The organism is Stenotrophomonas sp. 109824_Sma (genome assembly GCF_056480025.1).
The window spans coordinates 3,380,185-3,396,664 of the sequence record NZ_CM151078.1 but is presented as its reverse complement, the minus strand read 5'-3'; the positions used below and the strand labels follow the sequence as shown (position 1 = coordinate 3,396,664).

7 protein-coding genes are annotated in these 16,480 nt (G+C 64.2%); 1 reads left to right on the top strand and 6 read right to left on the bottom strand.

Annotated features, from left to right (window positions below; all coding sequences use genetic code 11):
• Positions 1-39 precede the first annotated feature (39 nt).
• The 4 genes from ACZK1G_RS16105 to ACZK1G_RS16090 all read right to left on the bottom strand — a co-directional run bounded on the left by ACZK1G_RS16105 (position 40) and on the right by ACZK1G_RS16090 (position 6,652).
• On the bottom strand, positions 40-1,623 hold the full coding sequence (locus ACZK1G_RS16105) for a phytoene desaturase family protein (protein ID WP_101766432.1): 1,584 nt from the start codon (positions 1,621-1,623) through the stop codon (positions 40-42).
• A gap of 75 nt (positions 1,624-1,698) precedes the next feature.
• Entirely contained in the window at positions 1,699-2,193 is a 495-nt protein-coding gene (locus ACZK1G_RS16100; RefSeq protein WP_101765874.1) for a VOC family protein, read from the bottom strand.
• A 124-nt stretch (positions 2,194-2,317) separates the two neighbouring features.
• Positions 2,318-4,327: a M13 family metallopeptidase gene (locus tag ACZK1G_RS16095; protein WP_101765873.1), complete on the bottom strand. Its 2,010-nt coding sequence runs from the start codon at positions 4,325-4,327 to the stop codon at positions 2,318-2,320.
• Between the two features lie 222 nt (positions 4,328-4,549).
• Positions 4,550-6,652 carry a M13 family metallopeptidase gene (locus ACZK1G_RS16090; protein ID WP_049445607.1) on the bottom strand — a complete coding sequence of 701 codons (2,103 nt, stop codon included), beginning with the start codon at positions 6,650-6,652 and terminating at the stop codon, positions 4,550-4,552.
• A 560-nt stretch (positions 6,653-7,212) separates the two neighbouring features.
• Between ACZK1G_RS16090 and ACZK1G_RS16085 the strand changes: the two genes are divergently transcribed.
• A complete protein-coding gene (locus ACZK1G_RS16085) occupies positions 7,213-10,329 on the top strand; it encodes a TonB-dependent receptor domain-containing protein (RefSeq protein ID WP_049445606.1) in 3,117 nt (1,038 codons plus the stop codon).
• Between the two features lie 118 nt (positions 10,330-10,447).
• Here the strand turns inward: ACZK1G_RS16085 and ACZK1G_RS16080 are convergent, their stop codons facing one another.
• Positions 10,448-13,255, bottom strand: a complete 2,808-nt coding sequence (locus tag ACZK1G_RS16080; protein WP_049445604.1) for a TonB-dependent receptor domain-containing protein — start codon at positions 13,253-13,255, stop codon at positions 10,448-10,450.
• 411 nt (positions 13,256-13,666) lie between these two features.
• Entirely contained in the window at positions 13,667-16,456 is a 2,790-nt protein-coding gene (locus ACZK1G_RS16075; protein ID WP_049445602.1) for a TonB-dependent receptor plug domain-containing protein, read from the bottom strand.
• Positions 16,457-16,480 lie beyond the last annotated feature (24 nt).

Genomic DNA, 16,480 nt, shown 5'->3' with positions numbered 1-16,480 from the left:
CATTTGACGCGGTAGGTGCCAACCTTGGTCGGCACACCTCTACAGATCCTGCAACACCACCTGCGCGGCATTGTGCCCGGGCGCACCGGTGACGCCACCACCGGGATGGGTGCCCGAACCGCACAGGTACAGCCCGGGCAGGGCGCCGCGATAGCCGGCCTGGCCGACCATCGGCCGCGCCGAGAACAACTGGTTGGCACTCAGCGCGCCGTGGAAGATGTCACCGCCGACCAGGCCGAAGGTGCGTTCCAGATCCAGCGGCGACAGCACCTGCCGACCGAGCACGCTGGCGGTGAAGCCGGGCGCATGCCGTTCGACGGTGGCGATCATCAGGTCGGCCACGGTCTCCCGGTGATCATCCCAATGGCGGCCTTCAGGCAACACCGGCGCCACGTGTTGGCAGAACAGGCTGGCCACATGCTGCCCGGGCGGCGCCAGCGAATCGTCCAGCGTGCTGGGGATCAGCATCTCCACGATCGGTTCGCGCGACCAGCCGTCGCGGCGCGCGTCCAGCCAGGCGCGGTCCATGTAGTCCAGGCTGGGTGCCATGATGATGCCGGCGCTGAGGTGATCGCCGGGGCCGGGCAGGGCGCTGAAATCCGGCAGCCGCGACAGCGCCACGTTCATCCGGAACGTGCCCGAACCGCAGCGCCAGTTCGCCATGCGTTCGCGCGTTGCGTTGGGTACCTGTGCCGGTTCCAGCAATTGTTCGTACAGCAGCTTCGGATTGACGTTGGCGACCACCGCGCGTGCGCGCAGGATCTCGCCGTTGGCCAGTTCCACACCCACCGCGCGGCCCTGTTCAATCCGCACGCGCTGCACCCCGGCCTCCACGCGCAGTTCCGCACCGGCCTCGCGTGCCGAGGCCGCAATCGCCTGGCTGATTGCGCCCATGCCGCCGATCGCGTGGCCCCATGCACCTTTCACGCCATTGCACTGGCCGAATACGTGGTGCAGCAGTACGTAGGCACTGCCCGGTGTATACGGGCTTGCGTAGTTGCCGACGATGCCATCGAAGCCGAACAGCGCCTTGATCGGCTCGCTCTCGAACCAGCGGTCCAGGTACTCGGCGGCCGACAGCGTGAACAGGTCCAGCAGTTCCTGCCGCAGCGAGACATCCAGCGTCGCCAGTTCACGACCGAGACGGCCCATCTGCCACAGCGCAGGCAGCGCGCGCCAACCACCGGCAACGCCGACATCCGGTGGCGCGCGCAGAGCCCACGCGCGTAGCACGTCGGCGAAGATCTTCAGGCGCGCTTCGTATTCGGGTAGCCGCTGCGCATCCCGCTCGGAGAACTTCGCGACCTCGGCCTGGGTGCGGCCCGGGGCCGACAGCAGGTAACGACCATCCTCCAGCGGCAGGAAGTTGTTGGCCGGACGATTGACGATGCGCAGCCCATGCGCATGCAGCTGCAGGTCGTCGATCACCTTTGGCTGCAGCAATGACACCGTGTACGACGCCACCGAGTTGCGGAAGCCGGGATGGAACTCCTCGGTGACTGCGGCACCGCCGAGAACGCCACGACGTTCCAGCACCAGCACCTTCTTTCCAGCGCGCGCCAGATAGGCCGCGCAGACCAGGCCGTTGTGGCCACCACCAACGACGATCGCATCCCAGGTCATCAGCACCTCGCAAAAAGGGGACGGAGGGGATTAAGTCGCAATCTGCATCTGCGCACAGGGATGGGGAGAAACGACTTAATCCCCTCCGTCCCCTTTTTTGATTGCCGCTTCGATGGTGGCGATGTCGATCTTCTTCATCGGCATCATCGCGTTGAAGGCGCGCTTGGCCAATGCCTTGTCCTTGCTGGTCACCGCTTCGATCAGCATGCGCGGGCTGATCTGCCAGGAGATGCCCCAGCGGTCCTTGCACCAGCCGCATTGGCTCTCCTGGCCACCGTTGCCGACGATCGCATCCCACAGGCGGTCGGTCTCGGCCTGGTCCTCGGTCTGGATCTGGAAGGAGAAGGCTTCGCTGTGCTTGAACGCGGTGCCGCCGTTGAGGCCGACGCAGGGAATGCCGCAGACCGTGAATTCGACTGTCAGCACGTTGCCTTCCCTGCCGTCCGGAAAGTCACCGGGGGCGTGATGCACGGCGGTCACCGCGCTGTCGGGCAGGATGCTGGCGTAGAAGGTGGCGGCCTCGAGCGCGCCGTTGTCGTACCAGACACAGATCGTGTTCTTGTGTGCCATGTCGGGGCTCCGCGATGGACGAAGCCGCAGCGATAGCATGCGCGGTGTTAACCCGGGATCGTGCTGCACCCGCAAAAAAAGGGCGCCCGAAGGCGCCCTCTGTATTACGGGTACGGCGGTTGGCTCAGCGCCAGACCTTGATCTGGTCGGCTTCGCTGCGCTGCATCGGCTGGCCGGCCTTGCAGCTGAAGGTGGCACCGAAGGCCGGCAGATTGGCCAGCGTGCCATTGCTGCGCCACAGGCCCGGCGCGCGGATGTCGGCGGTCAGGCGGCGCACCGCTTCGTTCGGCGACAGCTGCTGTGCCCACAGGGTCGACCAGGCGCGGAAGAAGCCCTGCTGCTGCGCCTGCTTGGCCTTCGGCTCCTGCGCGGTATAGGCCGCCCAGGCCAGCTCCAGGCCGGCGATGTCGGCCAGGTTCTCTTCCTGGGTGAGCGTGCCGTTGACCTTGGCACCCTTCACGCCCGGGAAGTCGTAGGCGCTGTACTGCGCGGCCACGCGGTTGCCGAGCAGGGTCCAGGCGGTCTTGTCGGCCGGGGTCCACCAGCTGCGCAGTTCGCCCTTGGCGTCGACCAGCGCGCCCTTGGCGTCGATCGCACGGGTCAGCTCATGGCCGACCAGACCACCGAAGCTGCCGAACTTGTCGGCGGCGTCGGCCTTGGCGTTGAACACCGGGCCCTGCAGGATCGCGGCGGTGACGATCAGGCGGTTCTGTGCCAGGTCGTAGGCCAGCGACGGCTGCTGCGGCAGCACATCCCAACGGCGGTCGGCGTTGCCCTTGCCGATGCGCTTCATTTCCTCGCGGTGGCGCCAGGTCGAAGCGATCAGCATGTTGCCGCCGAACGAGCCGCGGCCCATCGGCTGCACGCTGTAGTCGAGGTCGCGCAGCGGGGTGCCGATCTCGATCTTCAGCGCGGCCAGCTTGGCCTGCGCTTCGGTCTTGGCTTCGGCGCTCATCCAGCTGTTGTTCTTGACCGCCTCGATCTGCACTTCGCGCAGCTTGTCGACGATCCACGCCGCCTGGCGACGGTCTTCGGCCGACAGGTAACGGGCCGCATACTCGCGGCCGACCATCGGGCCGGCGGCCACGTTGATCGCGTCCAGCACGTCTTCCCAGCGCTGCGGCGGCAGGGTTTCGCCACGCAGCACGCGGCCACGGAACTCAAACTCTGCGTCGCGGTAGGCCTTGGACAGGTACGGCGCCATCGAGTCGCCCACGCGCCAGCGCAGGTAGGCCTTCCACTGGTCCGGCTTGAGCTTGGTGACCATGCCATCGAGCTGATTGAACAGGCCCGGGTCGGCCAGCGAGACCAGGTCGTCGTCCACGCCCTGTGCCTTCAGGAACGCGTCCAGCTGCAGGTTGCGGTAACGGCTGTTGAGCTCCTTGGTGGAGATCGGCGCGTAGTTGTTGAACGGGTTGTTGATGCCGGCCAGCGACTGCGCATTGCGCGCCAGCTCGGTCTCCAGCGCGATGACCGACTGCGATTCGGCATCCAGCTTGGCCGCCGGGGTGCCGGTCAGCGCCAGGATCTGCTTGACGTAGTTGCGGTAGCGGCCCATCAGCGCCACGGTGTCGGCGTCGGTGCGGGTATAGAACGCCGGATCCGGCAGGCCCATGCCGCCCTGCATGAAGTAACCGATGTGGCGGTCCAGTGCCTTCAGGTCGACGTCCGGGCCGAAGTTGAAGGCGACCGGGATGCCGACCTGGTGCAGCGCGGCGATCGAGGCCGGCACATCCTTGGCCTTCTTGATGGCGTTGATGCGGGTCAGCAGCGGCGCGATCGGGTTGGAACCGTCCGCTTCCACGGCGGCTTCGTCCAGGCCGCTGGCCCAGAAGTCGCCCAGCAGCTTCTGCACGTTGCCCTGCGGCGACTTCATTGCGGCGTCGAGCAGTTCACGCTGCTGCTGGCGGCTGCGGTCGACCAGCTGGCCGAGCGCGGTGGTGGCACCGGTCTGCGGCACCGGGTTGGCCTTCAGCCAGCCTGCATTGGTGGCGTCGTAGAAGTCGCTGCACTGGGCGCTGACGGCCGGGGCGCGCGCGGCCTTCTTCTTGGCGGCGGCGAACGCATCGTGGGTCGGGACCAGGGTCGCCAGGCTGATGCCCAGGGCGATGGCAAGCGGACGGAAATTGGGCATGTGGAACGAATCCGTGATGGATTGAGGGCGCGCGCACTATAGCAAGCCGGGCATGGGCGCGGCATGCACGCATCACGCTGCTTTCGCCGACCAAGGTCGGCCGCTACCGGGGAGTGCCGAGATCAGTAGATCCACGCCATGCGTGGATGAAAAACACCCCGGAAAAACAAAGGCCCGGGAATTCCCGGGCCTTTGCAGGTCTGCCGCAGCGTCAGCCGTGGCTTACCAGATCACCACCTGCTGCTCGCCGGTGCGGGCCATCGGCGAACCGGCCTTGCACTGGAACGCGGCAGCGAAGGTCGGCAGGTTCGACGGCGCACCCATGGCGCGGAACTGCGCCGGGGCGTGCGGGTCGGTGGCCAGGCGGACCTTGGCGTTTTCCGGGGTGTACTTGGTGCGCCACACGGTGGCCCAGTTGAAGAAGAAGCGCTGGTCGCGGGTGAAGCCGTCGACCTTCGCATCTTCCTTGCCGGCGGTGGCCTTCTGCAGGGCGTCGTAGGCGGTGGCCAGGCCGCCCAGGTCGGCGATGTTCTCGCCCAGGGTCAGGTGGCCGTTCACTGCCTGGCCGTCGACCTTGTACTGGTCGAACTGCTTGACCAGCTTGCCGGTGAGGCCTTCGAAGTTCTTCTTGTCGGCTGGGGTCCACCAGTCTTCCATGTTGCCGGTCGGCCCGAAGCGTGCGCCCTGGTCGTCGTAACCGTGGGTCATTTCATGGCCGATCACCGCACCGATGCCGCCGTAGTTCAGCGCGTCGTCGGCCTTCGGGTCGAAGAACGGCGGCTGCAGGATGGCGGCCGGGAACACGATCTCGTTCTGCAGCGGGTTGTAGTAGGCGTTGACGGTCTGCGGGGTCATGCCCCACTCGGTCTTGTCCACCGGCTTGCCGATCTTGGACAGGTTGAACTTGTAGTTGAACTCGTTGGCCGCGCGCACGTTGCCCAGGAAGCTGTCGCGCTGGGTCTGCAGGCCCGCCCAGTCACGCCACTTGTCCGGGTAACCGATCTTCGGGGTGAAGGTTTCCCACTTGGCGATGGCCTTGGCCTTGGTTTCTTCGCTCATCCAGCTCAGGCCCTGGATGCGGTCCTTCAGCGAGGCGGCGAGGTTCTTCACCAGTTCTTCCATCTTCGCCTTGGCTTCCGGCGAGAAGGCAACCTTCACGTACAGCTGGCCGAAGGCTTCACCGGCATCATTCTCGATGGTGCCCAGCACGCGCTTCCAGCGCGGCTTCTGTTCCTTCTGGCCGTTGAGGGTCTTGCCGTAGAACTCGTAGTTCTCCTGCACGAAGGCATCGGCCAGGTACGGCGAGGCGCTGTCCACGGTGTGGAAGCGCAGGTAGGCGCGCCACACCGACGGATCGGTGTCGGCCAGCGACTTGCTCACTTCCTCATGGAAGGCCGGCATGGCCAGCGAGAACTTCTCCGGCGCGGCCACGCCCTGCGACTTGAAGAACTCGGTCCAGCTGAAGTTCGGGGTCAGCTTGTCGGCGTCGGCCAGGGTGACCGGGTTGTAGTACAGCTCGACGTTGCGCGACAGCTCCACGCGCGACTTGGAGGCCTTGGCCAGGCGGGTTTCGAACTTGACCACGTCCTCGGCCTGCTTGGCCGCATCGGCCGCGGCCACGCCGGACAGCTCCAGCACCTTGGCGACGTGCGCCTGGTAGGCCTTCAGCTTGTCGGCGTTCTTGGCATCGGTGTAGTAGGTGGTATCCGGCAGGCCCAGGCCGCCCTGGCTGGCATAGGCCATGTTCATGGCGGAGTTCTTGAAGTCCGCTTCGGCGCCGAAGCCGAACAGGATGTTGTCACCCTTGGCGGCGCTGGTGCGCAGGTAGTTGGCGATGGCCGCCTTGTCCTGCAGGCCGTCGATCGCAGCCAGGTCGGCCTTCAGCGGCTCGATGCCCTGGGCATTGATCTTTGCCTCGTCCATGCCGGTGGCCCACAGGTCACCGACGATCTTCTCGATGTGGTTCGGATTCTTGACCTGCGCGACCTGTTCGGCCAGCTGGTGCTGCACGGCCACCGAGCGCTCGTCGAGGATGGTGAACGCGCCCCAGCTGGTGCGGTCGCCCGGGATTTCGTTGGCGGCCAGCCACTTGCTGTTGACGTAGTCGCCGAAGGCGGTGCAGGCGTCCTTGGTGGTGTCCAGGTCGCTCGGCTGGAAGGCGTTGTAGGCCGGCAGCTTGCTGTCGTCCAAGGTGTAGTTGGTGGCTTCGGCGGTGGCCGGGGCGGAGGCGGCGGCGTCCTTGGCCGGGGTTTCAGTCTTGCCGCAGCCAACCAGCGCGGCCGAAACGGCCAGGGTCAGCAGCACGATCTTGGGAGTACGGGTCACTTGAATGGCCTCCAGGCCGAGTGAGTCAGGGAGTGGCCGCAGGTGCGACCGTGGGCCGAACGATACGCCGCCGGGCAGACCTGCAAGGGTGTCGAAGGTCATGCCCCTGCGCAAGGGGCGCACAGACGCCAGAAGGGCGGCGCAGAAGGGCACCCCAGGCTCCGCCGAAGCGCCGAACGAAGGCCGGCCCTCTCCAGTTGCATTGGGTGAATTGATTATGAACCCGTGTTCGCAGTTGCCGAGGATGCAGGCGCTGGATGGCTGCCGGGACAGGACGTGTCCGGAACCCTGTCCAGGGCGTGCGATGGTTGCCGCGGGTTCTGGTGGTGTCGACTCAAGGTGCTGATTGGAAAGGATTATTGGAGAAATCCTCGGGCCAGCTCACGCCCTCATGCTCTATTCCACGGTGTGTCATATGAAATTGAACTTTTGCTGAATGTTGCCGTTTCGTGTCGATCTGTGTATGAATTCCGTTATCGGCACGTGAACAGTTGCTGACTACTTTTCCTCTGTCTTGCCGATGCAGAGCTTTTTATGCCTTCACTTTCAGAGAGAGAGACATGGAGAAGACTCGCCCACTACCCCGTAATCCGTTGAGTCTCGCGCTCACCTCGGCCATCCTGCTTGCCGTCGCCCTGCCTGCCTTCGCGCAGGAGGGAGAGGCTGCCAAGGAGACTGCCGAGAGCGCGAAGAAGGCTTCCAATGAAGCCGCGGCCACCCAGCTGGACCGCATCACGGTAACGGGCTCGCACATCTACCGCGCCGGCTATGACACCCTGGAACCGGCCGCCGTGGTGTCCCGCCAGGACATCGAGGCGTACGGGCACACCAACCTGATCGATGCGCTGACCAAGATTCCCGGTGTTTCTGCCGGCGTCTCCTCGCGCGGTGATCAGGCCGGCTTCGGCGCAGGCGTGAACTTCGCCAGCCGCTTCGGTCTCGGCAGCAACCGCCTGCTGACCCTGGTCAACGGTCGCCGCTTCGTGACCTCCGCACCGCCAACCGTGTTCGGTGCGGGCGGTGGCTCGGGCATCCAGGTCGACATGAACTCGATCCCGACCGTGATGGTCGAGCGTGTGGAAAGTCTGAGCATCGGTGGCGCCCCCACGTATGGTTCCGACGCCATCTCCGGCGTGAACAACATCATCCTGCGTGACAAGTTTGAAGGCGCTGAAGTTGAGATCGGCTTTGGCAGGACCACCAAGAACGACAATGACCGTTACTCGTGGTCCGCCATTTTCGGCAGCGGTTTCGCCGATGGTCGTGGCCACTTCACCATCGCTGCCGAACTGGACAACAGCGAAGGCGTGAACGCGCTCCAGCGCGACTTCTACCGCAACGGCTACAGCCTGCAGACCAATCCGACGGCAGCGAACGTGGCGCGCTTCCAACCATGGCGTACCCCGGGCAATGACGGCCGCATCGATCCCAGCATCCCGTTCAATACCGGGCCGGCTGACGGCATCGCCGACCAGGTCTGGATCCGCAACCGGCGCATCTCCAGCATGACCTTCGGTGGCTTGATCATGCCATCGGACATCCAGGTGCGGCGCAGCTACCAGCGTAATGCCACGGGTGAGTTGAACGGCTTCGGCCCGAACAACAAGCTCTGGCACTTCAACAACAAGGGCGACCTGGTTGCCTTCGATCCGGGCATCTCCTATCCCAGCGGCAATGCGTCCGGTGGCGATGGCCTCAACCTCAATGAGACCGTCCCGCTGATCGCTGACCTCGAACGCCGTACGGTCTATTCGACCGGCAGCTTCGACTTCAACGACAACGTGCGTGGCTTCTTCGAACTGTCGCACTACAGCGCGACCGCGCGCGAGACGTTGGACCAGAACGTCTACAACGCCGCCGGCTTTGGTGCCGCAAACCCCGATGGCAGTGGTGACCAGAGCGGCGCGATGCTGTTCAGCGCGAACAATCCGTTCCTCAGTGCCGAGTCGCGCCGCATCCTGGCCGAGAACGGCATCACCTCGTTCCGCCTGTCGCGCTCCTCGCGCGACCTGAGCATGAACAACGCCAGCACCGATACGCGCCTGAGCCGCATCGTGCTCGGCCTGGACGGCTTCTTCGATATCGGCGAGCGCCGCTTCAACTGGGAAACCAGTGTGACCCACGGTCGAGGCGACTTCGACTACAAGGGAACCGGCCTGATCCAGCAGAACTTCATCAATGCGCTCAACGTGAAGCGCGATGCCAGCGGCAACATCGTCTGTGATGCATCCGCCCCGGGCACCACTGCCGATCCGAACTGCCGCCCGCTGAACCTGTTCGGCGAGAACCAGGCATCGCCTGAAGCACTGGCCTATGTGTCGACGCCGACCCTGGCCAAGGCACGGACGCGCCAGACTGTGTTCAACGCGTCGGTGACCGGTGGCCTGTTCGACCTGCCGGGCGGCGAGTTCTCCTTCGCCGCAGGCGTGGAGCATCGTCGCGAAGAAGGTTCATTTACTCCGAGCGAGTACCAGCGGCTGGGGCAGGGGCGTTCGGTGCCGATCCAGGGCGCCAAGGGCGACTATCACACCAATGAAATCTTCGCCGAGTTCCTTGCACCGCTGTTCAATCCCGACTGGGATCTGCCGGGCCTGCACCGCCTGGACGTGACCCTGAAGGGCCGCCGTGTGGTCAACTCGGTGGCCGGTGGCTTCAATGCGTACACCTATGGCATCCAGTACGAGCCGTTCGCGGGAATCCAGCTGCGCGGCAGCAAGACCCAGTCGCTGCGTGCACCTTCGATTGCCGAGCTCTACACCTCGCTGCAGCCTGCGTACTACAACATCCCGGAAGTGTGCTCGGTGTCGGCCATCAACGGCGGCACCAATCCCGCGATTCGCCGCCGCAACTGCGAAGCCTTCTTCCAGGCCTACCCGGGTGCGGACCCGGCAACGTTCCAGGCGTCGCCGACCAACACCCTCGGCTCGGTCAACGGCTATACCGGCCTGAAGAACGAGAAGGCAAAGTCCTGGACAGCGGGCATCGTGTTCGCACCGGACTGGGCGAAGGGCCTGCGGGTCGCGGCCGACTGGTATGACATCAAGATCACCGATGTGATCACCAGCCTCAGCCCGACCGACATCATCACCGGCTGCTTCGACAACCCGGACTTCAATGCCTCCGACGTGCCCAACGCCAACCGCTTCTGCAGCCTGGTGACGCGTAATCCGCTGAGTGGTGCGGCCACCGATATCCGTACCGAGTACGGCAATGGCCCGGTGCTGATGTTCCGCGGCTGGACGGCCGAAGTGGACTACAACTGGGACATGGGCCGATTCGGCCAGGTGGCACTGGGCTTCTACGGCTACATGCCGAAGAACCGTGGCCAGGCCGCCAACGCGGATGTGCCGTTCGTGGAGCGCGTGGGTACGTTCGACGAGCCCAAGCGCCAGTTCCGCTGGACGGCGCAGCATGCCATCGGCAAGTGGAGCTATGGCGTGACGTCCAACTACACCAGCGGCTCGCAGTTCAGCCTGACTGCAACCCCGGAAAGCCGGCAGTACTTCAAGCGTGACAGCTGGACGACCTGGGATGCCAATGTCAGCTACCGCCTGACCGACAACGCACGCGTGAACCTGTCGGTGCTGAACCTGTCCGACGACATCGGTCCGTTCCCGTACGTGCTGGACGCGCTGGGCCGTCGCTACATGGCCAGCCTGCGCTACAGCTTCCGCTGAGCGGAAGGGCCGGAAATCGGCAGGCCCTGGTGTACCAGGGCCTGTTCTTCCGAACGGTCATGCTGGACACGAAAAAGCCCCGCCATGGCGGGGCTTTTCCGTTGCTACGGTTGCTGGATTACTTCACGCCGAACGCGTACTTGGCCTGCACGTAGATCGCGCGCCCGTAGGCGTTGTACAGGTAGTTGTTGTACGGCTGGCCGCTGGTGCCGGCGTAGCTGTAGCGCTGGTTGTCCGGCATCTTGTTGAACACGTTGTTGACCATCAGCGACAGGGTCAGGTTCTCCATCGCGCGGTAGTTCACGCTCAGGTTGTAGGTGGTGTAGGAGCCCCACTTGCCAGCCTTGTAGCCGGAGCTGTGGACGTAGTCATAACCATTGCCCACGTAAGCCATGTAGTTCGGCGTCTTGCCGATGTAGTTGGCGTACAGGGTGGTGGTCCAGTTGTCCTTGGCCCAGCCGATCGAGCCGTCCGCGCGCACCTTGGCGTACGAGTCGTACACCCACATCGCGTATGGGTCGTGCAGCAGGTCCAGGTACTCGTCACCCGGCTGCGGCTGCAGCTTGCGCTTGAGCATGTCGGTGTAGTTGGCCGAGAACTGCAGCGAGCCGAAGCGACCGATGTCCTGCACGTACTTGAAGCTGGCGGTCAGCGCTTCCAGGTTCTGGCGGGCGACGTTCATCTTCGGCGTGTAGATCTCATCGAGCACGCCCGATGCATCACGGGTGATCCAGTCACTGACGTTCTGGCAGCTGGCCGAGGTGTTGTTGGACTGGCCGTTGCGGCAGTAGTACTCGGCCAGCAGCAGCTGGTCGGAGCTGAGCGTGTCGACCTCGTTCTTGATCTTCCAGTTGTAGTAGTCGACCGACAGCGACAGGTTGTTGATCGGTGCCCAGACCACGCCTGCGTTCCAGACATCGGCGGTGATCGGCTCCAGGTCCGGGTTGCCCGAGCGGGTGCCGAACACCGAGACGCTGTCGTACGGGCAGCCGGTGGTGTTGGCCGGGTCGTAGCCCAGCTGGCCGCAGCGGTAGTAGTCGGTGGAGCCGTTGGCGTAGTAACCACTGCGACCCTGGAAGGCATCGGAGAGGGTCGGTGCGCGGAAGGCGGTGCCGTACTTGCCGCGGAACAACAGGCTTTCGATCGGACGGAACTCGATGCCGACGCTGTAGGTGGCCTTGTCGACGGTGTTGCTGCCGATCTTGAAGGCGTCATAGCGGCCGGAACCGGTGACGGTCAGCGTTTCCAGCAGCGGCATGCGCAGTTCGGTGGTCACCGCGTAGTTGCTGCGATGGCCGGCACCGGACACGGCGGTGGTGCCCCACACGCTGCCGTCCATCAGGCCCGGGTCGGGCGTGTAATCCCAGCCTTCGCTGCCACCTTCGACAACCACGGCGAAGCCGGCATCGCCACCGGGCAGCTTGAACAGCGAGCCATTGGTGACCTGGGCACGGGCCAGGTTCTGCCAGGTGCGGCTCTCGCTGTAGCTGTAGCCGGTGAAGCTCTGGAAGTCGCCGGCGGGCAGCGGCGCATAGAACGCTTCCCAGTTCGGGCTGTAGATGTCATAGCCGGTGCTGGTGGTGCCCAGTACCGGGCCCAGCACGCGCTGCTCGAAGTAATCGTTGATCGGGTCGTTCCAGCGCACGAAATTGCGCTCGGTCAGCTTGTACTCGCCACGGGTGAAGCTGAGGCTGTAGTCCCAGTTGCCTGCGGTCCCGCGGCCGCCGAGGGTGACCTGGTAGGCCTTGTTGCGGTCGGTGTTCATGATGTCGCGGTAACCACCGCCACCGATGTCCTCTGGCGCGAACACGCGCTGCAGGTTCATGTACTGGCCGCTGGCCTGGTCATAGAAGCGGCCCCACCCCGAGGAGGTGCCCCACCAGGTGTAGCCGGAACCGGTTGCGTACTTGACCTCTTCCAGGCTGTACAGCGCATCGCCGAACAGCTGGAAATTGTCGTTCACGTCGAAGGTGGCCGAGCTGTAGATCTGCCCGCTTTCCTTGCCGTTCTTGATGGTCTTGTAACCCGTACCATAGACCGAGCCGCAGGCCTGGCCGGTCGGCCGGGTGCCGAGCACGGTGGTGCCGTCGAACTGGCCCGCCACGTTGGCGCACAGGTTCGGGTCCATCATCGCGTAGCGGTTGTTGGCGGCCGGCAGCAGAACCAGGAAATCATTGGAGACGTACTGCGGGCTGTAGCCGTCGGGGTTGTTGACCTTGGTCAGGTCACGCTGGTAACCCCAGATCGGGCTGGTCTTTTCATACTGCACGTTGACCAGTGCATGGAAGCGGTCGTCCTTCGAATTGAAGCCGCGTGCACCGCTGAGGCGGAAACTGTTGCCGCCGCCTTCGCTGTAGGCGCCACCACGCACATTGAGCACGCCGCCATCCATGCGCTCCTTGAGGATGATGTTGACCACGCCGGCGATCGCGTCCGAACCGTACAGCGAGGACTGGCCGCCCGGCAGGATCTCGATGCGCTCGACGATGTCGATCGGGATGCCGCTGATGTTGTTGAAGGTATCGCCGCCGTTGTACAGCGCCGGATACGAGAGCATCGGGCGGCCGTTGATCAGGTACTTGGTGTAGCCCGGGCTGAGGCCGAACATGCCGGCCGCTTCGGCGCCCTGGGTGAAGGATGCGGAGGTCTGGCCGCCCTGCAGGCCGCCGGTGGACAGCGAGGACTGCTGCAGGACATCGGCGACGCTGGTGAAACCGCGGGTCTGGATATCCTCGGCGGTGACGGTCAGGACCGGCGTGTGGTTCTCGATCTCGGTCTGCGGAATCAGCGATCCGGTGACGGTCACACGGTCAAGCTGGGTCGGCGCATTGCCGTCCTGGGCCAGGGCGGTACCAGAGGCCAGGAGGGTGCCGAGCAGGGCGAGGGTCAGAGGGTGGCGCGACAGCGTGGAACGTTGGCGAGACATGGTGGATCCCCGTAGTGAGCAATGTCTTGGCGGCGCACTCCCTGCGCATTAATGATTCGTTCAGTGTGATTCCATTCAGGTCGACCGTAACACGTCGTTAACGTTGCCAACACGGGCCTGTCACATCCACGTGCGTCCGTAGAGCGGAAAAAAGCTTCTGAATCAATGGGTAAGGTGATTTGTTTTGGCATGTTTCAAAAGATGGCGACGTGCAAGGGAGCATGTCGACGTTGCGAATGTCCCTTCAGAATCAATGCGTTGTGATCCACCGGCGTTCCCTTGAACGCAGATGTTTGTGCGGTGTCGATCACGCTTTTTGCTGCAGGCCGGTCGAGGCGTTCAGCGCTCCAAAAAAAAGGCCCCGCCGAAGCGGGGCCTGGTCCAGACACGGAGTCCGGAATACGACGGGGATTAGAAGTCGTACTTGACCTGGGCCGAGATCTGACGGCCGTAGACGCTGTAGAAGCCGTCGTTGAACGGGGTCGATTCGTTGCCCGGGTAGTTGTAGCGCTGGCCTTCCGGCAGCTTGTTGAACACGTTGTTGACCATCAGCGACAGGGTCAGATCGTCCTGCGCCTGGTAGTTCAGGCTCATGTTGTACGTGGTGTACGAGCCCCACTTGCCGGCCTTGGCGCCGGAGGAGTGGACATAGTCATAGCTGCGGCCGGTGTAGGCCAGGTAGTTCGGGGTGCTGCCGACGTAGTTGGCGTACACGGTGGTGGTGAACTTGGAGATGGCCCAGCCCACCGACACGTCGCCACGGACCTTGGCGAAGTTGTCGTAGTACCACATGTTGTACGGATCGCTCAGCAGGTCCAGCTTCTGCGCACCCGGCAGGGCCACCACTTCACGCTTCAGCATGTTGGTGTAGTTGCCGGAGAACATCAGCGAACCGAAGCGGCCCAGATCCTGCTGGTACTTGGCACCGACGGTCACCGCTTCCAGGTTCTGGCTGGCCACGTTGAGCTTCGGGGTGTACACGCGGGTCAGGTTGCCACCGGCGTCGCGGGTCACCCAGTCGGTCACGTTCTGGCAGCTGGCCGAGGTGTTGTTCGGCAGGCCGTTGTGGCACTGGTACTCGGCCAGCAGCAGCTGGTCGGTGCTCAGCGTCTTGACCTCGTTCTTGATCTTCCAGTTGTAGTAGTCGACCGACAGCGAGAAGTTGCTCACCGGGGCCCACACCACGCCTGCGCTCCACACGTCGGCGGTGATCGGCTTCAGGTCCGGGTTGCCGGACTTTTCGCTGTACACCGAGGTGGTCTTGTAGAACGAGCAGGCTTCGTCACGCAGGGCGTAACCCATCTGGCTGCAGCGGTAGTAATCGTTCTGGCCGGAGGCGAACGAGCCGCTCATGCCCTGGAAGGCATCGGACAGGGTCGGCGCGCGGAACGCGGTGCCGTACTTGCCGCGCAGCAGCAGGCTTTCAACCGGGCGGTATTCCAGGCCGATGCTGTAGGTGGCCTTGTCGACGGTCTTGTCGGCGATCTTGAAGGCGTCATAGCGGCCCGAGGCGCTGATGGTCAGCGACTCGAACACCGGCATGCGCAGTTCGCTGGTCACCGCGTAGTTGCTGCGGTGGCCGGCACCGGCCACGGCGCTGGCGCCCCAGGCGTTGCCATCGATGAAGGCCTGGTCGGGCGAGTAGTCCCAACCTTCGCTGCCGCCTTCCAGCACGACGGCCAGGCCGGCGTCGCCGCCCGGCAGGGAGAACAGCGAACCGTTGGTCACCTGCACGCGACCCAGGTTCTGCCAGGTCTTGCTGCGGTGGGTGCCATAGCCGGTGAAACTGGCGAACTGGTCCGGGGTGATCGGCGAATAGAACGCGGCGTAGTTCGGGTTGTAGATACCGAAACCATCGGCGGTGGTGCCCAGGCGCGGGCCCAGCACGGTGTCGCCGAAGAAGCCTTCGATCTTGTCCTTCCAGCGCGCGAAGCGGTTCTGGTCCAGGCGGTATTCGCCGCGGGTGAAGCTGGCGCTGTAGTCCCAGTCGCCGACCATGCCCTTGCCGCCCAGGGTGACCTGGTAGGAACGGCTCTCATCGGAGTTCAGGATGTTGTTGTAGTGGCCCGGGCCGATTTCTTCCGGTGCGAACGCGCGCTGCAGGTTCACGACCTTGCCCAGGCCCTGGTCGTAGAAGCCGCCCATCACCGACTTGGTGCCCCACCACAGGGCGCTGGAGCCAGAGGTGAACTCGGTCTTTTCCTTGCTGTACAGCACGTCGGCGAACAGCTGGAAGTTGTCGTTCACGTCGAAGGTCATCGACGAGTAGAACTGGCCGCTGTTCTTGCCGTTCTTCAGGGTCTTGTAGCCGGCGCTGTACACCGAGCCGCACGATTCGCCCGATGCACGCTTGCCGACGGTGGTGGTGCCGTCGTACAGGCCTGCCACGTTGGCGCAGCGGGTCGGGTCCATCATGTACAGCTTGTTGTCGGCGTTGCCGATGACGGCAAAGTCGTTCGACGGCAGCTGCGCGGTGTAACCGACCGGGTTGTTCTGCTTGGTGATGTCACGCTGGTAGCCCCAGATCGGGCTGCCGTTTTCGATCTGCACGTTGACCAGCGCGTGGAAGCGGTCGTCGAACGCGTTGAAGCCCTTGGCGGCGCTGAAGCGGATGTTGCTGCCACCACCTTCGGTGTAGGTGCCGCCACGGATCGACATCGTGCCGCCGTCCATGCGTTCCTTCAGGATGATGTTGACCACGCCGGCGATCGCGTCCGAACCGTACAGCGACGACTGGCCGCCCGGCAGGACTTCGATGCGCTCGACGATGTCGATCGGGATGCCGCTGATGTTGTTGAACGACTCGCTGCCGTTGTACAGCGCCGGATACGAGAGCATCGGGCGGCCGTTGATCAGGTACTTGGTGTAGCCCGGGTTCAGGCCGAACATGCCGGCGGCTTCGGCGCCCTGGGTGAACGCACCCGAGGTCTGGCCACCCTGCAGGCCGCCGGTGGTCAGCGACGACTGCTGCAGCACTTCAGCAACGCTGCTGAAGCCGCGGGTCTGGATGTCTTCGGCGGTGATGGACATCACCGGGGTCTGGGTTTCAACCTGGGTCTGCGGGATCAGCGAACCGGTGACGGTGATCTTGTCCAGGTTGGTCGCCTTGTCCTGAGCCATTGCCGGGGCGGCGGCCATCAGAGCGGAAATCAGGGCGACGGTGAGCGTGTTGCGACGTGCGGTATTGCTGACGTGTTTCATGTAGTTCCATTGGAGAGCAAAAAC